The sequence below is a fragment of the Streptomyces viridiviolaceus genome (genome assembly GCF_014650995.1).
Lineage (GTDB): Bacteria > Actinomycetota > Actinomycetes > Streptomycetales > Streptomycetaceae > Streptomyces > Streptomyces viridiviolaceus.
This window is the reverse complement of the sequence record NZ_BMWA01000002.1, coordinates 126,221-145,233: the sequence shown is the minus strand read 5'-3', so window position 1 is coordinate 145,233 and position 19,013 is coordinate 126,221. Positions and strand designations below refer to the sequence as shown.

Here is a 19,013-nt window from a genome sequence, read left to right as displayed (position 1 = left end):
GCTCGGGGGCCTGCCGGCGCACCGGACGGCCCCCGCCCCGGACGACTCGCATCACGGACAACCCCCACCCCCGACGACACGCATCACGGACAACCCCCACCCCGGACAACACGCATCACGGACAGCCCCCGCAGGAGGACGGCCCGCGCACGAGAACCGGTCGCACCCGCATTCCCGCCACGCATCGGCAGGTGCCCGCACGGAGGCGACCGGCCCGCGCACCACGACGGCCCCGCACATGGCAAGAGGCCGCGACCCGTGCGGGGCGCGGCCTCCTTGCGCGTACTGCGGGTCCGTCACCGGACCTCGGTGATCTCCGGTCCGCGCTGCAGCTGGCCCATGCCGCCGGAGAAGCGGGAGCCCTCCTCCTGCTGGACGCCCTCGGGGACCATCTGCGCGTCGTTCGGCAGCTTCAGGACGATCGGGTCGCGGGGCGCCATCGGGCCGTCGCCGCGGACCACGACCGTGTCCCGGAAGATCTGCTCCAGCAGGCCGGCGGCCTGCGGCTGCACCGCGCCCTGGCCCGAGATCACGCCGCGCAGGAACCAGCGGGGGCCGTCCACGCCGACGAACCGCACGACCTGGAAGCCGCTCGTGCCGTCCGGCAGCTGCACCGGCACCTGGGCCCGCAGCTCCCAGCCGAGCGGGCCCTCGACCTCGTCGATGATGCCACCCTGCTGGGTGATGCCGGTCCCGATCTCCTCGCGCACCTCGCCCCAGATGCCCTCGCGCTTGGGGGCGGCGAAGGCCTGCAGCTGGATGGCGCTGTCCCGCAGCACGACGGTCGCCGCGACGATCGCGTCGCCCGCGACCTCCACGCGCAGTTCCATGCCCTCGACCCCGGGGACGAACAGGCCTCCCAGGTCCACCCGGCCCTCGGCCGGGTCGCGGACCTCGGTGCTGTCCCAGGGCCCGTCGGGCCGCGGTTCGGGTTCGAGCCGCACCCGCTCGGCCTTGTCGTCCGCCTCGGTGTCGACGCTGTCGACGACCTGCTCGGCCTCGCCGGCCGCGTCCTCGGCGGCACCCTTCCTCTTGCGACGTCCGAACACGTCACTGTCCTTCCCGGTCGGATACGACCGAAGCGTATCGATTCCCACCCGTCGGGCCGCCCTCGGCGACCTGACCGCTTGTGCCGCTTGTCCGGTCCGTTTCGGCGTGGCCGCCGGTGGACCCGAAGCCCCCTCCGGCCCGCACCGAGTCGGGAAGCTCCGCGACCTGACGGAAGCGGACCCTCTCGACCTGCTGGACGACCAGTTGGGCAATCCGGTCGAAGCGCTCGAACCGCACACTCTCGCGCGGGTCGAGATTCACCACGATCACCTTGATCTCCCCACGGTACCCGGCATCAATCGTCCCTGGGGCATTCACGAGGGCGACACCGCAGCGGGCGGCGAGACCGGATCGCGGGTGCACGAAGGCCGCGTACCCATCGGGGAGCGCCACAGACACCCCCGTGGGCAGAACGGCCCGCTCGCCCGGGGCGAGTTCGCAGCCGACCGTGGTGCACAGATCGGCCCCCGCGTCACCGGGCTGGGCGTACGTCGGAAGCGGTACGTCCGGGTCGAGGCGCCGGATCAGCACCTCCAGCTGGGGGCGGCTCACGGGTTCACCTCGAAGGCGCGGGCGCGGCGGATCCGGTCGGGGTCGTCCATGGCGGCCCGGATCTCCTCCTCGCGGCCGTGGTTGACGAAGTGCTCGACCTTGACCTCGACGAACAGCGCGTCGGCGCGGACGGCGACGGGGCCCTCGGGCCCGCCGATCCGGCCGATGGCGGTGGAGTAGATCTTCCGCCCGGCCACGGCGGTCACCTCCGCCTGCAGGTGCAGCGTCGTGCCGACGGGCACGGGCCGCAGGAAGTCGGTCTCCAGCCGGCCGGTCACCGCGATCGTCCGCAGCAGCCAGTTCAGCGAGCCGAGCGTCTCGTCCAGGGCCGTGGCCAGCACGCCGCCGTGCGCCAGGCCGGGGGCGCCCTGGTGGGCCGGCTGCACGGTGAACTCGGCCGTGATCGACACGCCTTCGCCGGCCCTCGCCTCGAGGTGCAGTCCGTGGGGCTGGTCGCCGCCGCAGCCGAAGCACTGGCCGTAGTGCGCGCCGAGCAGGTCGCCGGGTGCGGGCGCGTCGGGGTGCCGTACGGGTTTCACCGCGTCGGCCGGGGGCTGAAGAGCCGGGGAAGTACCACTCACAGGCGCAGACCTTACCCGCGCGTCGGCCTGCGGCCGACACCGTGCCAAGCTGGTTCCATGCAGCTCTCCGCCGCCCCGTACGAAGAACGCCTCACCGCGCCCCGCTCCTGGTGGCTGATCTCTTTCCTGGTGGGTCTCTCGATCGCCCTCGTCCTGCTGCCCTTCGGCACGCTGCCGATGCTGGGCGGGCTGGCCGGGGGGACCGCGGTGGCGGCTGTGGCCGCCAGTTCGTACGGCGCGGTCCGCATCCGTGTCGTGGGCGGCTCGCTGATCGCGGGCGACGCGAAGGTCCCGGTCACGGCCCTGGGCGAGACGGAGATCCTGGATCCGGAGGAGGCCCGTGCGTGGCGGACGTACAAGGCCGACACCCGCGCCTTCCTCCTGCTGCGCGCCTACATCCCGACGGCCGTGCGCATCCAGGTCACCGACCCGGACGACCCGACCCCGTACCTCTACCTGTCCACCCGCGAGCCGGAGCGCCTCGCCGAGGCCGTCAGGACCGCGAAGGCGGCGGTGTAGCGCGGGCGCGCCGGGTCACCGCCCGGTGCCGCCGCGGCGGCGTCCGAGCTCCTTCGTGAGGTCGCCCATGTCCAGGGCGTCCCGCGGACGCTCCAGCTGGGGCAGTTCACCGAGGGCCTCCCACGGCACCTGCCTCTTGCGCAGGTCGGCGCGGATGCGATCGGCCAGTTTCCGCGTGTCGCGGCGGTTCATGACGGCGCCGACGGCCGCGCCCACCATGAAGGGCATCAGGTTCGGCAGGTTGCGCACCATCCGCTTCATGATCTGCTGGCGCAGCTGACGCTTCATGGGGCCGTTCAGGGCCGAGCTGACGGTGGACGGTCTGGTCACCTCGATGCCGCGCTCGTCCGACCAGGAGTTCAGGTACGCGGTGCTGCGCTGCACGAGGGTGCCCGGCGGACGTACGCCGTAGACCTCGTGGAGTTCGGCGATCAACTTCAGTTCGATCGCCGCGACGCCGGTGATCTCGGCGGCCAGTTCCGTGGGCATCGCGGGGGGCACGGGGAGCATCGCGGCGGCCCCGATCCCCGCTCCGATCGTCGCCGTGCCCTTGGTGGCGCCGGACACGAGCCGGTCCGCGAGTTCCTCGGGTCCGAGGCCGGGGAACTGCCTGCGGAGGGTCGCCAGGTCCCGTACGGGCACCCGCGGGGCCATGTCGATGATCCGGTCGGCGAGGTGCCCCAGGGCGGCCCTGGCGCGGTCGCCGCCCTTGCGGACGCCTTCCTGGGCCCTGTCCCGGAACGCCGCTGCCCGGCGCCGGGCAGCGGGCGTCGGTGGCTGCACGGTCGCCGGGAGGTCACCCCGGCCGGCCGCCGGTTCGAGCGAGGCCTGCCCCGTGTCGGTCGGGCCTCGCTCGTCGTCACGCGCGCGGTAGGGGCCGCCGGGCGGCCCTTGGTCCGCTCCTCGGGAGGAGCGGCGCTTCCAGGGAGGGGTCGAGCCAGTCACGGCCGACCCCGCCTCAGTCGCAGTCGCGGCAGATCGGCTGACCGTTCTTCTCCCGGGCCAGCTGGCTGCGGTGGTGTACCAGGAAGCAGCTCATGCAGGTGAACTCGTCCTGCTGCTTCGGCAGCACACGGACGGCCAGCTCCTCGTTCGAGAGGTCGGCGCCGGGAAGTTCGAGCCCTTCGGCGGCCTCGAACTCGTCGACGTCCACTGCGGAGGCGGACTTGTCGTTCCGCCGAGCCTTCAGTTCTTCGAGGCTGTCCGAGTCGACGTCATCGTCGGTCTTGCGTGGAGTGTCGTAATCGGTTGCCATGTCGCTCTCCCCCTCTGGGTGTCTGCGGTGTCTCCAGCGCACGTAACGCGTGAGAGGCCGGACTTGTGCCCGACCCGAGGCGGAGATTTTGCCTCACATCAAGGTCTGTTACTCAATCGACACCCAACCGGACTCCTCATGAGTGATCGGCTTGGATGGCGATGGGGACCGTACACGGTCCGAATGCCGCACTTCAAAGGCGTCTCACCGTGTACTTCCCGTGATCAGGACCCCTGAAAACCAGGATTTTCCCGGCTTTCCGACAGGGTGCATGATCACGGAGAGTAGATGGCCGGAAAAGCGTCGCTGTGATCGATCACACATGCGAGCAGTCGGTCGTCGGCCCGAAAATTCCGCGCAAAGCGAACACGGCCCGGGCCCGGCGAGACGAGCCGGGTCATGATCTCAGATCGGTAGCGTGACTCGCATCACGAGCCCTCCCCCCTCGCGCGACTGGGCGTAGATGTGCCCGCCGTGGGCCCGGGCCACGGACCGGACGATGGACAGACCGAGGCCGACCCCCTTGTCGCTGCCCGTGCGCTCCGTGCGCAGCCGCCGGAAGGGCTCGAAGAGGTTGTCGATCTCGTACGCCGGCACGACCGGGCCCGTGTTGGCGACCACCAGGACCGCCTGGCCGCCCTCCACCGCCGTGGTGACCTCCACCCAGCCCTGCTCGGCCACGTTGTAGCGCACGGCGTTCTGCACGAGGTTCAGGGCGATCCGCTCCAGCAGGACGCCGTTGCCCTGGACCACCGCCGGCTCGCGTCCGCCGCGGATCTCCACGCCCTTGGCCACCGCCTCGGCGTGCACCTGGTCGATGGCCTGGGTGGCGACCTCGGCGAGGTCCACCGGCTTGCGCTCGACGATCTGGTTGTCGCTGCGGGCGAGCAGCAGCAGCCCTTCGACGAGCTGCTCGCTGCGCTCATTGGTGGCCAGCAGCGTCTTGCCGAGCTGCTGGAGCTCCACCGGGGCGCCCGGATCGGACAGGTGCACCTCGAGGAGCGTGCGGTTGATCGCCAGCGGCGTGCGCAGCTCGTGCGAGGCGTTGCCGACGAAGCGCTGCTGGGCGGTGAAGGCCCGCTGCAGCCGCTCCAGCATGTCGTCGAAGGTGTCCGCCAGCTCCTTCAGCTCGTCGTCCGGGCCGTCCAGCTCGATGCGGCGGGAGAGGTCGGAGCCGGCCACCGCACGCGCGGTGCGGGTGATCCGGCCCAGCGGCGACAGGACGCGGCCGGCCATGGCGTAACCGAAGGCGAACGCGATCACGGCGAGGCCGAGCAGGGCCAGGAGCGAGCGGCTGAGCAGCGTGTCCAGGGCGACCTGGCGCTGGTGGTCGATGCAGTCGCTGATGGCCGCGTTGAACGTGGAAAGAGAGAGGTTGGTGGCGTTGTTCACGGCCGGGCACTTGTCGCTGGCCACCTTGATGGCCTCGCCGTCCACGATCTTGAACAGCGGTTCGTTGCCCGTGGTGAGCGCCTGTGCGGCGAGCAGGTAGATGATCGACAGCAGCAGGATGCCGGCGATCAGGAACATGCCGCCGTACAGCAGCGTGAGCCTTATCCGGATGGTCGGGCGCAGCCACGGGAAGGGTGCGGCCGGCCGGGGGTCCCAGGTGGGCTTGGGGGGCGCCTGGGGAGGGCTGGGTGTCGTCGCCACGGTCGATCAGATCCGGTAGCCCGAGCCGGGGACGGTCACGATGACGGGCGGCTCCCCCAGCTTGCGGCGCAGGGTCATCACGGTCACGCGCACCACGTTGGTGAACGGGTCGGTGTTCTCGTCCCAGGCCTTCTCCAGCAGCTGCTCCGCGGAGACGACCGCGCCCTCGCTGCGCATGAGCACCTCCAGCACGGCGAACTCCTTGGGCGCGAGCTGCACCTCCTTGCCGTCCCGGAAGACCTCGCGGCGGTTGGGGTCGAGCTTGATCCCCGCGCGCTCCAGCACGGGCGGCAGGGGCACGCTGGTGCGCCGGCCGAGGGCGCGGACGCGCGCGATGAGCTCGCTGAACGCGAAGGGCTTGGGCAGATAGTCGTCGGCGCCGATCTCAAGGCCCTCGACCCGGTCGCTGACGTCGCCGGACGCCGTGAGCATCAGTACACGCGTCGGCATGCCCAGCTCGACGAGCTTGCGACACACGTCGTCGCCGTGCACGAGCGGGAGGTCGCGGTCCAGGACGACCACGTCGTAGTCGTTGACGCCGATGCGCTCCAGGGCGGCCGCACCGTCGTACACGACGTCGACGGCCATGGCCTCCCGGCGCAGTCCGGTGGCCACCGCATCGGCGAGCAGCTGCTCGTCCTCGACGACGAGTACGCGCACGTCGCTTGTCCTTCCTGTGTCCACCCGCGTAGCGCCGCTCGGGCGCACGAGGGCAGGGGGCTCGTGGGTGTGTTGACCTCCATCCTGCCCTTTTCGGCCATAAGTCGGCTGTAAGACGGGTGAGGGCTGGTGCGGAACCGCGGGGGACCGGCGGGGAGCCGGGAAGAAGAACCGTCGCCGGAACAGGAATGCGGGATTTTCTCCTGCGGTTGAGGTTTCCGCGGGAGGGAGCGGGGGGAGGACGGCTTTACACCCCGCGATCACGCTCTGCACGCACCGCACGACCAGCGGTGCGCCACGGTCCGCTTCCGCAGAGCGGGCGTGGGTGTCCGGCACCGTCGCCGCCCAGCAGGGCAGCGCTGGGCACTCCACCGGAGACGTGATCGCCCCTTTCCGAACGGCACACCCCCGTGCCACCGACCCACGACCCAGGACGAGGGGGCGCAGCATGGACGCTTTCACCGCAGGACTTCTGCAGCGCATAAAGACGACCGAGTCCGACCTCTCGCGGGCACGCGACGAGGGCGACGACTTCCTCGTCGAGGTCGAGCTCGGCGAGCTCGACGACCTGCGCCGCCTCGCTGCCGAGCATGGTGTGGAGGTCGGCGCGACCGGCGTCTGACCGGCCCGTGAGCAACGAGGGCCCCGGCGGGATCCAGCGCCGGGGCCCTCCTCGTACGGCTCGCGCGCCTCCCAGGCGCGCGAGCCGGTGCCGACGGCCCGGCCGTCCGGACCGCCCCCTGTAGTCGGTCCGCTCACCACCGGGGACCCGGCCTGTGGCTCACTCACCTCCGGAGACCCGACCCCCGGCCCACTCACCTCCAGGAACCCGACCCCCGGCCCGCTCACCTCCAGGAACCCGGCCCCCGGCCCGCTCACCTCCAGGAACCCCGCGCGGCTCCCTCACCTCCGGAGACCCGCCCGCGGCTCACTCACCTCCCGGGACTCGGCTCTCGGCCCGCTTACCTCCCGGTACTCGGCCCGCGGCTCCCTCACCTCCAGGAACCCGGCCCGCGGCTCACTCACGGCCGGCGCCCGGGCCGGTAGGCCGTGGTGGCCCGCGCCCCTGGTGGGCCGGTCAGGCGCCGAAGTCCGTCAGGAGGCGCTGGAGGGGCTCGAAGACGCCGGGGCTGGCCGCCACCGTCAGGGTCCCCGACGGGCGCTCTCCGGGGCGTCCACCGGTCACCGCGCCCGCCTCCCGGGCGATCAGGTCTCCGGCGGCCCGGTCCCAGGGGTGCAGCCCGCGCTCGTAGTAGCCGTCGAGCCGGCCCGCGGCCACGTCGCACAAATCGATCGCGGCCGAGCCACCGCGCCGGATGTCACGCACCAGCGGGATCAGCTTCCGCGCGATCTCCGCCTGCTCGGCGCGGATATCGGCGACGTAGTTGAAACCCGTGGAGACCAGCGCCTGGTCCAGCGGCGGCGCGGGGCGGCAGGCGAGCCTGCGCTCGCCGTCCCAGGCTCCCGTCGCCCAGGCCCCGCCGCCGCGCACCGCCTGGTACGTCTCGCCCCGCATCGGGGCCGCGACCACTCCGGCGACGGTCTCGCCGTCCTGCTCCGCGGCGATGGAGACGGCCCAGGTCGGCAGGCCGTACAGGTAGTTCACCGTGCCGTCGAGCGGGTCGATCACCCAGCGGACGCCGGTCGTGCCCTCCGTGGAGGCGCCCTCCTCGCCGAGGAAGCCGTCGTCCGGGCGGCGCTCGGCGATCAGGCCGGTGATCAGCTTCTCCGCCGCGATGTCCATCTCGGTGACGACGTCGATGGGGCTGGACTTGGTGGCGGCGACCGCGAGGTCGGCCGGGCGGCCGTCCCGCAGCAGCTCGCCCGCGCGGCGTGCGGCCTCCCGGGCGATCTCCAGCAGGTCCGCGTGCAGGGGGTCGGTCACGTCGGTCACGGGGCTCCTCACGCGTAGGGGCTGTCGGCGCCCGCGGCGGCGGGGCGGGGGGCGCGGGCGGGGCAGCAGCCCACCGGGCACAGGTTGTGACTGGCGCCGAGCGCGCCGAGGGCGCACGGCGCGACCTCCTGGCCGCGCTCGTCGGCGGCGCGCTCCAGGACGAGGTCACGCACCGCGGCGGCGAACCGCGGGTCGGCGCCGACGGTGGCCGAGCGGCGCACCGGCAGTCCCAGCTCCTCGGCCTTGGCCTTGGCCTCGGTGTCGAGGTCGTACAGGACCTCCATGTGGTCGGAGACGAAGCCGATGGGGGCCATGACCACGGCGGGGGCCCCGGCCGCGTGCCGCTCCTCCAGGTGGTCGCAGATGTCGGGCTCCAGCCACGGGATGTGCGGTGCGCCGGACCGGGACTGGTACACGAGCTGCCATGGGTGGTCCACGCCGGTGCGCTCGCGGACCGCGTCGGCGATCGACTGCGCCACGTCCAGGTGCTGCCGGACGTAGGCGCCGCCGTCGCCGTGCTCCTCGACCGGGCCGGAGGTGTCGGCCGCGGAGGTGGGGATCGAGTGGGTCGTGAAGGCGATGTGCGCGCCGTCCCGGACGTCCTCGGGGAGGTCGGCGAGGGAGCGGACGACCCCGTCGATCATGGGTTCGACGAAGCCCGGGTGGTTGAAGTAGTGCCGCAGCTTGTCGATCTTCGGCAGCTGAAGCCCCTCGGCCTGGAGGGTCGCCAGGGCGTCGGCGAGGTTCTCGCGGTACTGACGGCAGCCCGAGTACGAGGCGTAGGCGCTGGTGGCGAGGACGAGGATCCGGCGGCGTCCGTCGGCGACCATCTGGCGCAGGGTGTCCGTCAGGTACGGCGCCCAGTTGCGGTTGCCCCAGTAGACCGGCAGGTCCAGGCCGTGCTCGGCGAAGTCCTTGCGGAGGGCGTCCAGCAGGGCGCGGTTCTGGTCGTTGATCGGGCTGACTCCGCCGAAGAGGAAGTAGTGCCGGCCCACTTCCTTCAGGCGTTCCTTGGGGATGCCGCGCCCGCGCGTGACGTTCTCCAGGAACGGGACCACGTCGTCCGGGCCCTCCGGGCCGCCGAACGAGAGCAGGAGCAGGGCGTCGTAGGGGGTGGCATCGAGCACGTCTGGCATGTCTCGATCCTGCCACCCGGCACTGACAGCCCGAAAACGGTGGGGGCGTCCGGGTGTCCGGAGGGTGCGAAGGGGGCCTGCGTGAGGGTTACATGAGGGTTGGGTGACCAGTAAGCTGTATCGACTGCGTTCGCACCTTACTGAGCCGCTTCGGAGATCTCGTTGCCCAGCCCCTACCGCGCCCTGTTCGCCGCACCCGGCACCAAGGGCTTTTCCACCGCGGGCTTCCTCGGCCGGATGCCGCTGTCGATGATGGGCATCGGCGTGGTGACGATGATCTCCCAGCTGACCGGGCGGTACGGGCTGGCCGGTGCCCTCTCGGCCACCATCGCGCTCGCCGCCGCCGTGGCGGGACCGCAGGTCTCGCGCCTGGTGGACCGGTACGGGCAGCGGCGGGTGCTGCGCCCGGCGACGCTGGTGTCGCTCACGGCCGCGGCCGTGCTGCTGCCGGCCGCGCACTACGGCTGGCCGGACTGGGTGCTGTTCGTGGCCTGCGTCGGCATCGGCTGCGTGCCGAGCGTCGGCGCGATGGTCCGGGCCCGCTGGGCGGCCCTGTACCGGGGCACCCCGCAGCTGCACACCGCGTACTCCTTCGAGTCCGTGGTGGACGAGGTCTGCTTCATCTTCGGGCCGATCATCTCCATCGGCCTGTCCACGGCCTGGTTCCCGGAGGCCGGCCCGCTGCTGGCCGCCTGCTTCCTGGCGATCGGCGTCTTCTGGCTCACCGCGCAGCGTGCCACCGAGCCCGAGCCGCACCCGCGCGAGAAGCACGGCGGCGGCAGCGCGCTGAGCTCTCCCGGACTGCAGGTCCTGGTGGCCACGTTCGTGGCGACCGGGGCGATCTTCGGGGCGGTCGACGTGGTCACCGTGGCCTTCGCCGACGAGGAGGGGCACAAGGCGGCCGCCAGTCTGGTCCTGGCCGTGTACGCGGCCGGCTCCTGCGTGGCGGGCATGGTGTTCGGACTGATGCGCTTCGCGGGGGCGCCGGAACGCCGCTGGCTGCTGGGCGTCTGTGCGATGGCCGTGAGTATGATCCCCCTCCTACTGGTCGGAAACCTGCCGTTTCTGGCCGTGGCGCTGTTCGTTGCGGGTCTGTCCATCGCTCCCACGATGATCACGACCATGTCCCTCATCGAAGAGCACGTACCGCGCGCGCAGCTGACCGAGGGCATGACCTGGGTGAGCACCGGGCTTGCGGTGGGGGTCGCGCTCGGCTCCTCCGCGGGCGGCTGGGTGATCGACGAGGCCGGGGCACGCGCGGGGTACGGGGTTCCGGCGGTGGCCGGTGCCGTCGCGGTCGCGGTCGGTTTCCTCGGGTACCGCCGGCTCAAGCGGCCGGCTCCGCGTCGGGGAGGGACCGTTGAGCAGCACAGCGAGCGGAAAGAACGGCACGTGGCGTAACTGGGGCGGCAACGTCTCGGCGCACCCCCTGCGGGAGGTCGCCCCCGCCTCCGTCGACGAGCTGGCCGAGGCGGTGCGCGGGGCCGCCGAGGAAGGGCTGCGGGTCAAGGCCGTCGGCACCGGCCACTCCTTCACCTCCATAGCCGCCACGGACGGCGTGCTGATACGCCCTCACCTGCTGACCGGTATACGCCACATCGACCGCGACGCCATGACGGTGACCGTCGAGGCCGGGACACCCCTCAAGAGGCTCAACGTGGCTCTCGCCCGTGAGGGGCTGTCGCTGACCAACATGGGCGACATCATGGAGCAGACGGTCTCCGGAGCCACCAGCACCGGCACGCACGGCACCGGCCGGGACTCGGCGTCGATCGCCGCGCAGATCCGGGGCCTGGAACTGGTCACGGCCGACGGCTCGGTCCTCAGCTGCTCCGAGAAGGAGAACCCGGAGGTCTTCGCCGCCGCCCGGATCGGTCTCGGCGCCCTCGGCGTCGTCACCGCGATCACGTTCGCCGTGGAGCCGCTCTTCCTGCTCACGGCCCGTGAGGAGCCGATGCCGTTCGCGAAGGTCCTCGCCGACTTCGACGAACTGTGGGCCGAGAACGAGCACTTCGAGTTCTACTGGTTCCCGCACACCGGCAGGACCAACACCAAGCGCAACAACCGCAGCGCGGGCCCGGAGAAGCCGGTGGGCCGGCTCCAGGGCTGGTTCGAGGACGAGTTCCTCTCCAACGGCGTCTTCCAGGTGGCCAACTGGGTCGGCCGCGCGGTGCCGGCCACCGTCCCGGCGATCGCCCAGATCTCCAGCAAGGCACTGTCGGCGCGGACCTACACCGACACCGCCTACAAGGTCTTCACGTCTCCACGCCGGGTGCGCTTCGTGGAGATGGAGTACGCCGTTCCGCGCGAGGCCGTCGTCGAGACGCTGCGCGAGCTGAAGGCGATGATCGACCGGTCGCCGCTGCGGATCAGCTTCCCGGTCGAGGTGCGCACCGCGCCGGCCGACGACATCACGCTGTCCACCGCCTCCGGCCGCGACAGCGCGTACATCGCCGTCCACATGTTCCAGGGCACGCCCTATCGGGCGTACTTCACCGCCGCCGAGCGCATCTTCACCGCGCACGAGGGCCGGCCGCACTGGGGCAAGGTGCACACCCGGGACGCCGAGTACCTCTCCCGGGTGTATCCGCGTTTCACCGAGTTCACGGCGCTGCGGGACCGCCTTGACCCGGATCGCCTGTTCCAGAACGACTACTTGCGGAGGGTTCTGGGGGCGTAGCCGAGGCGTCGGGAGCCGGGCTCGTGGCATCGCCGGAGCCCTCGTCCTCCGTCGCCCCCGCGCTGGGCGTCGGGCTCGGCGTGCTCCCGCCGTCCGGCGACGCGCTGCCCGACGGCGCGGCGCCACCGGTCTCCGCGCCGGAACCGGACGGCGCGGTCGTCGGCGCGTCACCGCCGGAACCGGGCTCCCCGGACTCCTCGGAGCTCCCCGGGTCCCCGGACTCACCGGTGTCTCCCGGGTCTTCGGCGTCCTTCGAGCCCGAGGACGATCCGCCGCCCGAGAAGGCGTTGCCCACGGTCGTACTGCCGCCACCGCTCATGCTGTGGCCGGAGGCCAGTTCGTACACGGTGATTCCGGTCATCGTGACGCCGAACACCAAAGCCGCCGCGACCAGCGGCCGCTTCCAGCTCTTGACCCGGGCCCGGTAGACCGTGCCCTCGGTGAACTCACCGGGAGCCGGGACCGCCTGGACCGTGACCTGCGTCCTGGCCTGCGCCCCGCCCCGCTTGGCGGTCACCGCCGTGGTGTTGCGGATCTGCTCACCGGTCCGCTTGAAGAAGTGCTGGAAGAGCGAGCCGCCGCAGGTCGCGATGACGCTGACCAGGCCGGCGCCGAGAATCGTGCCGTAGACGCCGAAGGACGAGGCGAGTTTGGCGGCGATCACGGCCGCCAGGGCGCTGCCCGCCACCTGGGGCACGCTCAGGTCGATCCGCCTGCGCTCCGTCTCCACCTCCATCCGCACGTCCGTCTCGCCGACGACATCGGGCCTTTCACGCATTCCCGGTCCTTGCCTGTCTTTCCCGTACGCGATCGATCAACTGCACGAGAAGGGGACGTGCGAACGAAACCTTTAGTTCCGTTTCTGGTGATTGCGTGAAGTACGCCACGCCCGAGATCGCGGGAATCACGCCACGGGCGACCGAGTACCCCCTCTTGCCAGAAGTTGGACGGCGTGCCAATCCACGCACGTGGCCCGAATGGAGTACTGTTGCGAGCCCTGGGTCCGGTCTCCCGACAGGGGGTTCAGGACCTTGAAGGACCGCCGGGAGGGGGCTAGGTGCACAGGGTGACGGAGTTGGTCACTTAGCGTTGCGAACAGGTAACCGTGCCATAACGGCGATCCAGGGCCCGTGCCCGACACGCCGGGCAACTCGGCAAGGTTGTGGCAGGCTGCACCCGGGCAGGCCACACTCGACAGAGCGGAAGCAGCGACGCACGTGACGTCGGCAGGCACCACCCGGGAGGTCCCCATGCCCGAACTGCGTGTCGTGGCCGTCTCGAATGACGGCACACGGCTGGTGCTGAAGGCTGCGGACAGCACGGAGTACACGCTTCCGATTGACGAACGGCTCCGCGCCGCCGTGCGCGGCGACCGTCCCCGCCTCGGCCAGATCGAGATCGAGGTGGAGAGCCATCTCCGCCCCCGCGACATCCAGGCGCGCATAAGGGCCGGTGCGACCGCGGAAGAGGTCGCCCAGATGGCGGGCATTCCCGTCGATCGAGTACGCCGCTTCGAGGGTCCGGTGCTGGCCGAGCGCGCCTTCATGGCGGAGCGGGCCCGCAAGACCCCCGTCCGCCGCCCCGGCGAGAACTCCGGCCCGCCCCTCGGTGAGGCCGTACAGGAGCGGCTGCTGCTGCGCGGCGCCGAGAAGGACACCGTCCAGTGGGACTCCTGGCGCCGCGACGACGGCACGTGGGAAGTCCTGCTGGTCTACCGGGTGGCGGGCGAACCGCACTCGGCGAGCTGGACGTACGACCCGCCCCGGCGGCTCGTCCAGGCCGTCGACGACGAGGCGCGCGCGCTGATCGGCGAGTCCGACGACCTCGCCGCGCCCGAGCCCAGCTTCCCGTTCGTCCCGCGCATCGCACGGCTGCCGCGCGACCGGCCGCTGGACCGGTCCCTCGACCGCGAGCACCGGGAGCGGCCGAGCCTGCCCGCCCAGGCCGCCGAGCCGGCCGAGGAGAGCACGGGCGAGCGCGAGCGGGACTCACTGACGAGCCTGCTGGAGGCGGTGCCGAGCTTCCGGGGCGACCTGGTGGTCCCCGAGCGCCCCTCGGAGACGCCGGAGGAGCCCGACGAGGAGGAGCCCGTGGCGGAGGAGCCCCCGGCGCCCGCGGCGTCGGCCGGTTCCGCCTACGCCGACGTCCTCATGCCGCGCTCCGTGGGCAGCCACCGCGACCGTCTGGTCGGCGCCACCGACCGCCAGGCCGAGGCCGACGGGGTCCGTCCGGGCCGCCGCGCGGCGGTGCCGAGCTGGGACGAGATCGTGTTCGGCACCCGGCGGAAGAAGCAGGAGTAGACCGGGCCGCCGCCCGTACGAAGAGCAGGGCCGCACCCGCAAGGGCGCGGCCCTGTCCCGTCCCCGCCGGGCTACCGGGGGTCCGGCCCCACGGCGACGGGCCGCTGCGGGTCCGACGACCACTCCGACCAGGACCCGACGTACAGCGCGGCCGGAATGCCCGCCACCGCGAGCGCCAGCACCTCGTGCGCCGCGGAGACGCCCGAGCCGCAGTACACGCCGACCTCGGTGCCGTCGGCGGCGCCCAGCGCCTTGAAGCGGGCGTGGAGTTCCTCGGCGGGCAGGAACCGGCCGTCCGGCGCCACGTTGTCCGTCGTCGGTGCCGACAGGGCGCCCGGGATGTGCCCGCCGACCGGGTCGATCGGCTCGACCTCGCCCCGGTACCGTTCCCCCGCCCGGGCGTCGAGCAGCACCCCGGACCGGGCCAGCGCGGCGGCCGCGTCCGCGTCCAGGAGCCCCACCGCGCCCGGCGCCGGCGCGAAGTCGCCGGGTGCCGGCGTGGGGACCTCCGTCGACAGCGGCCCCTCCCAGCGGGCCAGTCCGCCGTCGAGGACTCGCACGTCCGGGTGACCCGTCCAGCGCAGGAGCCACCAGGCGCGGGCGGCAGCCCAGCCCTGCCCGCCGTCGTACACGACGACCGGGCGGCCGGACGACACGCCCGCCCGGCGCATCGCGGCCCCGAACTCCGCCACGTCCGGCAGCGGATGCCTGCCGCCCTCGCCGGGCGCGGACGCGAGTTCCCTGTCCAGGTCGACGAAGACGGCGCCGGGGATGTGCCCGGCCGCGTACTCGGCGCGGCCGTCGAACGGGGGCGCGCCGGCGGCCTTCGCCATGCTCAGCTGCCAGCGGACGTCGAGCAGGACCGACGGGTTCGCGCCCGTCAGGTCGCTCGCGAGTTCGGATGCGGAGATGATGGCGTTCATGGCCACCATCCTTGCGCACCGGGTGGCCGACTCGTCCAGGTCGGGCTACTCTGCCCGCCGGGCAGTACCGATCACGAGGCGTACGGGATCGGCCACATGCTGTACAGCCGATCGGCACCCGGCAGCCGTCGCGCGGAGACGGACAGGAATTCGCGCATCAGGAATTCTCCGGACAACCGGACCGCCCTCCGGGTGAGCCGGGAGGGCGCGGCACCGGGCGGTGCCGGCATCGGCACGGGGGTTCGTCGGAGCGGAAGCGGAAACGGTCCCCCGCGAGGGGCCGAGAAGAGAGTGACGATGACCGACGCACGGGGGTCGGCCGGCCGGCACGGCGGCAGGAACGCACGGCAGGCGCCCGGCACACCCTGCTGGGTGAGTCTGATGGTGCACGGACTGGCCGCCACCCAGCAGTTCTACGGAGCACTGTTCGGCTGGGAGTTCCGGCCCGGCCCGCAGCAGCTCGGCCCCTACACGCGTGCCCTGCTCGACGGGCGGGAGGTGGCCGGCATCGGGCAACTGCCCCCGGACCGGCAGCTGCCGATCGCCTGGACGCCGTATCTGGCCTCGGACGACGTGAACCGGACGGCCGAGGCGGTGCGTTCGTGCGGGGGCACCGTCGGCGTGGGCCCGCTGGACGCGGAGGAGGCCGGTCGCCTCGCCATCTGTTCCGACCCCTCGGGCGCCGTCTTCGGCGTCTGGCAGGCGGCGGCACATCTCGGCACGGCCGTCACGGGGGTGCCGGGCACGCCCGCGTGGAACGAGCTGATGACCTTCGAGTCGGCGAGCGTCGTCAAGTTCTACACGACGGTGTTCGGCTACGAACAGGAGCCGGTGGTCTCCGCCGACTTCGACTACGTGACCCTGAACCTCGGCGGCCGCCCCGTCGCCGGCGTCCACGGTGTCGGCCACGCCCTGCACCGCGACCGCGGGCCGCACTGGATGACGTACTTCGAGGTGGCCGACACCGACGAGGCCGTGGACCGCCTCGTCGACCTGGGCGGTCACGTCCTCAAGCCGGCCCAGGACAGTGTGCTCGGCCGGGTGGCGATGGTGGCCGACCCGGAGGGGGCACGGTTCTCGCTGCTGCAGAGCCCGCGGTGACCCGCAGCATCGGCACGGAGTGCGTGGGCCGCGCCACGCTCACGGCCTGTCGTGAGGTGCACAAGGCGCCCTGACAAAAAGGCACCGGCCCTCCGGTGAGCCGGAGAGCCCGAGGAGCTGAACTCCGGGACGGACGGCTACTCGAGCTGGGCTGTGAGTTCCCGTTCACGGTCGACGGCATCACGCCGGGCTCGAAGTTCTACGCGGTAGAGGTCTCCCACCGCGGCGGTCCCACCGGGACCGAGGACGAACTGTGCGCGGGCGGACCGGTGTTCACCCTCGGCGGCTGAACGGCCGACCGACCATGGATGAGCGTATCCCCACCCCTTTTCAGAACTTGCCGCTGGAAGATGTACTTCACCCACCCATCGGCTGGGAAGGCACCGTGAACCCAGCGATCACAGTTGAAATGGAGAACCTCGATGAGCGCTTACGCCGACCCACTCGTCGACGGTGCGCCCCCGATGAGCGCGTACGAGCAGCAGGTGTGGGACACGCTCGACGAGCACTGGCAGCGGCGCAACAACCGCCGTGGGCTGCCGAACTGGGCGAGTGCCGCGCTCGGTCGCACCGGTGAGGTCGCGGGAAACGCCGTGAGACGGGTCAAGGACGCCGTGCCGGAGGCGGTCGCGGAACCGGTCCGTCGCGCGGGCGACGCGGTCGCCGACACGGCCATGCGACCGGCGCTCGCAGGCGCGGCGGCGTTGCTCGAGCTGGTCAACGACTGGGCCATGGATCTCAACGATCCGAAGAACGTCGAGAAGCTCGCCCGCAAACGAGGCTTCGACATCGACAGTTTCACCGAACTGCGGGAGCAGGATCTCCAGGTCTGCGACCGGCTGCTGACCCGCAACACCCTCAAGTGGCGGACCACCGGCGCATTCGAAGGCGGCGCCATGGGCCTGCTGGCCATGGTCCCCGTCGCCGGTATCCCCGCCGCGATGACAGCGGACATCCTCGTCGTCCAGGTCCTGAGCACGTCGATAGCGGCGCGCATCGCGTACTCCTACGGCTACGACGCCAAGGACCCCAAGGAGCAGGACTTCATCCAACGCCTGGTACAGCAGTCCTTCATGGCACAGGCTGCCAAAGCCAAGCCGTTGCGGGACGTCGCACGGGCGGCGGACGCGGTCAAGGGACGCGTCAACTGGTCACAGAAGCTCCGCCAGGACCACCGTCTCCTCGCCGCCCTCGAGAAGTTGATGCAGCAGCTGGGGCCGGCCGGCGCCAGGGTGCCGGTCAAGAACGTCGCCAAGGTCGTGCCGTTCGTGGGTGTCCTCATCGGTGCCGGCATGAACTCCGCGGTCCTCGGGCGGGTGGCCGCCGACGCTCAGCGGTACTGCCAGACCCGGTTCCTGTGCGACAAGTACGGGCTGCCGCTGCCGGCCGCACTGACGACCGACTGGGACGACGCCCCCGGACCGACGCCACGTGAGTGAGGGCCGCCGGGCCCACGACGCGGCCTCTGCGGCCCCCACTTCACGAGCCTGCCCAGACCACCCGCGTCGTCCGCGACGGCCGTCAGACAGGGACGCGTACCGTCTCCACCCAGCTCGGGGGCTGCGGCGCGTCGGGGCCGATCAGGGCGGCGATGAGGCGGCAGGACGGGGTTTCGGCGGGCCAGGGGGTGAAGCCGTCGGTGAGGACGATGACGATGGAGGGGCGGTCGCGTGCCGCGAGGGCGGCCTCGATGCCGACGCGCATGTCCGTGCCGCCTCCGCCGCCAAGGGTGATCTGCTCGGTGGCCGTCACCCGGGACACGGCGCGCACGTCGGCGTCGCAGGCGAGGACGGTGACGCGGTTGCCCCGTACGCCGACCTCGCGCAGGACACCCGTGACCTCCCCCAGGGCGGCGGCGAGTTGCTCGTCGCCCATCGAGCCCGAGGTGTCGACGACGACGGCCACCCGGGGCAGCGGGCGACGCAGGCTGGGGAGGGCGACGCCGCGCAGTGCCGGGGTGCGGCGCGACGGGCGGCGGTAGGTGTAGTCGATGGCGCCGCCGGCCCACGCGGCGGCTTCCCGGACCGCGCCGGACAGCGCCTGCCGCCAGTCCACCGTGGGTTCCAGGACGTGCTCGGCCCAGCGCCGCCAGCCTGCGGGCAGGGTGCCGCGGGAGCGCTGGTGGGCGCGCATCGCCTCGGCGGTGTGCCGGCGCAGTGCCTGGGCCTCGACGTCACCGAGCGCGGCGGGGCCGGCGGATCCGGGGAGTTCCCAGGGCGCCGGGCGGCCGTGGGCGCCCGATCCGCAGTCGTGTCCCCGTACGTGCGGGGGCAGGCCGTCCAGGTACGCCTCGAACAGCTGCCCGTCGGGCAGGCCGAAGAGGCGGGGTTCGACGCGTCCGGCGGGCAGACGCAGGCCGTCGGCGAGGAGGTCGTCGTTGATCTCGCAGTCCTGGGCGACGTTGACGCGGTACCGGTCGCGCTGGTCGGCGGCGGCGAGCCGGCCGGCGCGGCCGTGGTGGTCGCGCAGCAGGTGCGCCACCTCGTGGATCCAGACGCCCGCGAGTTCCTCCACGGGCGTCGCGTCGACGAAGGCGGGGGACACGTAGCAGCGCCAGTGCCGGTCCACACCCATCGTCGGCACCTCGTGGCTCGCCACGACGGTGAGGGCGTACAGGGCCGACGCCAGATAGGGGCGGTCGTTCGCCGCGCGGTAGCGGGCGGCGAGCAGTTTGGTCGTGTCCAGGCCGCTGCCGGGTTTCGTCATGCC

At 72.2% G+C, this 19,013-nt stretch carries 20 protein-coding genes; 8 read left to right on the top strand and 12 right to left on the bottom strand.

Annotation, left to right across the window (positions count from 1 at the left end):
- Positions 1 to 296 precede the first annotated feature (296 nt).
- The 3 genes from IE260_RS02760 to IE260_RS02750 are packed head-to-tail and all read right to left on the bottom strand — an operon-like array spanning position 297 to position 2,183.
- Positions 297 to 1,049 carry a DUF3710 domain-containing protein gene (locus tag IE260_RS02760; RefSeq protein WP_189868820.1) on the bottom strand — a complete coding sequence of 251 codons (753 nt, stop codon included), beginning with the start codon at positions 1,047 to 1,049 and terminating at the stop codon, positions 297 to 299.
- 1 nt (position 1,050) lies between these two features.
- Positions 1,051 to 1,602 (bottom strand): dUTP diphosphatase, encoded by a 552-nt coding sequence (gene dut / locus IE260_RS02755; RefSeq protein ID WP_229880371.1) that lies wholly within the window; start codon positions 1,600 to 1,602, stop codon positions 1,051 to 1,053.
- Entirely contained in the window at positions 1,599 to 2,183 is a 585-nt protein-coding gene (locus tag IE260_RS02750) for a PaaI family thioesterase (RefSeq protein ID WP_189868819.1), read from the bottom strand. Before IE260_RS02750 ends, dut begins: the two co-directional genes overlap by 4 nt.
- A gap of 57 nt (positions 2,184 to 2,240) precedes the next feature.
- Between IE260_RS02750 and IE260_RS02745 the strand changes: the two genes are divergently transcribed.
- Positions 2,241 to 2,702 (top strand): DUF3093 domain-containing protein, encoded by a 462-nt coding sequence (locus tag IE260_RS02745; protein WP_189868818.1) that lies wholly within the window; start codon positions 2,241 to 2,243, stop codon positions 2,700 to 2,702.
- A 15-nt stretch (positions 2,703 to 2,717) separates the two neighbouring features.
- Here the strand turns inward: IE260_RS02745 and IE260_RS02740 are convergent, their stop codons facing one another.
- From IE260_RS02740 to IE260_RS02725, 4 genes are all read right to left on the bottom strand, one after another.
- On the bottom strand, positions 2,718 to 3,647 hold the full coding sequence (locus tag IE260_RS02740; protein ID WP_189868817.1) for a hypothetical protein: 930 nt from the start codon (positions 3,645 to 3,647) through the stop codon (positions 2,718 to 2,720).
- Positions 3,648 to 3,660: 13 nt separating this feature from the next.
- A complete protein-coding gene (locus IE260_RS02735; RefSeq protein WP_003993510.1) occupies positions 3,661 to 3,957 on the bottom strand; it encodes a DUF4193 domain-containing protein in 297 nt (98 codons plus the stop codon).
- Positions 3,958 to 4,362: 405 nt separating this feature from the next.
- Positions 4,363 to 5,610, bottom strand: coding sequence for a sensor histidine kinase (locus tag IE260_RS02730; protein WP_189868816.1), 1,248 nt, complete (start codon positions 5,608 to 5,610; stop codon positions 4,363 to 4,365).
- A gap of 6 nt (positions 5,611 to 5,616) precedes the next feature.
- Positions 5,617 to 6,270: a response regulator transcription factor gene (locus tag IE260_RS02725; protein ID WP_189310174.1), complete on the bottom strand. Its 654-nt coding sequence runs from the start codon at positions 6,268 to 6,270 to the stop codon at positions 5,617 to 5,619.
- A gap of 448 nt (positions 6,271 to 6,718) precedes the next feature.
- On the opposite strand from IE260_RS02725, the gene IE260_RS02720 reads away from it, so the two are divergent.
- The gene (locus IE260_RS02720) at positions 6,719 to 6,892 is read left to right on the top strand and encodes a hypothetical protein (RefSeq protein ID WP_189868815.1); all 174 of its coding nucleotides are present in this window, start codon (positions 6,719 to 6,721) and stop codon (positions 6,890 to 6,892) included.
- Positions 6,893 to 7,348: 456 nt separating this feature from the next.
- Here IE260_RS02720 and IE260_RS02715 read toward each other — a convergent pair whose 3' ends face one another.
- Together IE260_RS02715 and IE260_RS02710 are read right to left on the bottom strand one after the other, a co-directional pair.
- The gene (locus tag IE260_RS02715) at positions 7,349 to 8,155 is read right to left on the bottom strand and encodes an inositol monophosphatase family protein (protein ID WP_189869047.1); all 807 of its coding nucleotides are present in this window, start codon (positions 8,153 to 8,155) and stop codon (positions 7,349 to 7,351) included.
- 17 nt (positions 8,156 to 8,172) lie between these two features.
- Entirely contained in the window at positions 8,173 to 9,300 is a 1,128-nt protein-coding gene (locus tag IE260_RS02710; RefSeq protein ID WP_189868814.1) for a ferrochelatase, read from the bottom strand.
- 162 nt (positions 9,301 to 9,462) lie between these two features.
- Between IE260_RS02710 and IE260_RS02705 the strand changes: the two genes are divergently transcribed.
- A complete protein-coding gene (locus IE260_RS02705) occupies positions 9,463 to 10,701 on the top strand; it encodes an MFS transporter (protein WP_189868813.1) in 1,239 nt (412 codons plus the stop codon).
- Complete coding sequence (locus tag IE260_RS02700) at positions 10,661 to 11,980, top strand: D-arabinono-1,4-lactone oxidase (protein ID WP_189868812.1); 1,320 nt, start codon at positions 10,661 to 10,663, stop codon at positions 11,978 to 11,980. The genes IE260_RS02705 and IE260_RS02700 overlap by 41 nt, the downstream gene beginning before the upstream one ends.
- Here the strand turns inward: IE260_RS02700 and IE260_RS02695 are convergent.
- Positions 11,904 to 12,758: a hypothetical protein gene (locus IE260_RS02695; RefSeq protein ID WP_189868811.1), complete on the bottom strand. Its 855-nt coding sequence runs from the start codon at positions 12,756 to 12,758 to the stop codon at positions 11,904 to 11,906. The two genes, IE260_RS02700 and IE260_RS02695, sit on opposite strands and share 77 nt — an antisense overlap.
- 472 nt (positions 12,759 to 13,230) lie before the next feature.
- Between IE260_RS02695 and sepH the strand changes: the two genes are divergently transcribed.
- Positions 13,231 to 14,280 (top strand): septation protein SepH, encoded by a 1,050-nt coding sequence (gene sepH / locus IE260_RS02690; protein WP_189868810.1) that lies wholly within the window; start codon positions 13,231 to 13,233, stop codon positions 14,278 to 14,280.
- 71 nt (positions 14,281 to 14,351) lie between these two features.
- On the opposite strand, the gene IE260_RS02685 is transcribed toward sepH, so the two are convergent.
- Positions 14,352 to 15,203, bottom strand: a complete 852-nt coding sequence (locus tag IE260_RS02685; RefSeq protein ID WP_189868809.1) for a sulfurtransferase — start codon at positions 15,201 to 15,203, stop codon at positions 14,352 to 14,354.
- A 297-nt stretch (positions 15,204 to 15,500) separates the two neighbouring features.
- Here IE260_RS02685 and IE260_RS02680 point away from each other — a divergent pair, with 297 nt between their 5' ends.
- From IE260_RS02680 to IE260_RS02670, 3 genes are all read left to right on the top strand, one after another.
- Positions 15,501 to 16,304: a VOC family protein gene (locus tag IE260_RS02680; protein ID WP_189868808.1), complete on the top strand. Its 804-nt coding sequence runs from the start codon at positions 15,501 to 15,503 to the stop codon at positions 16,302 to 16,304.
- 95 nt (positions 16,305 to 16,399) lie between these two features.
- Positions 16,400 to 16,594 carry a hypothetical protein gene (locus IE260_RS02675; protein WP_189868807.1) on the top strand — a complete coding sequence of 65 codons (195 nt, stop codon included), beginning with the start codon at positions 16,400 to 16,402 and terminating at the stop codon, positions 16,592 to 16,594.
- A gap of 132 nt (positions 16,595 to 16,726) precedes the next feature.
- The gene (locus IE260_RS02670; protein ID WP_189868806.1) at positions 16,727 to 17,743 is read left to right on the top strand and encodes an EcsC family protein; all 1,017 of its coding nucleotides are present in this window, start codon (positions 16,727 to 16,729) and stop codon (positions 17,741 to 17,743) included.
- A gap of 82 nt (positions 17,744 to 17,825) precedes the next feature.
- On the opposite strand, the gene IE260_RS02665 is transcribed toward IE260_RS02670, so the two are convergent.
- Positions 17,826 to 19,010, bottom strand: a complete 1,185-nt coding sequence (locus IE260_RS02665) for a vWA domain-containing protein (protein ID WP_189868805.1) — start codon at positions 19,008 to 19,010, stop codon at positions 17,826 to 17,828.
- Positions 19,011 to 19,013 lie beyond the last annotated feature (3 nt).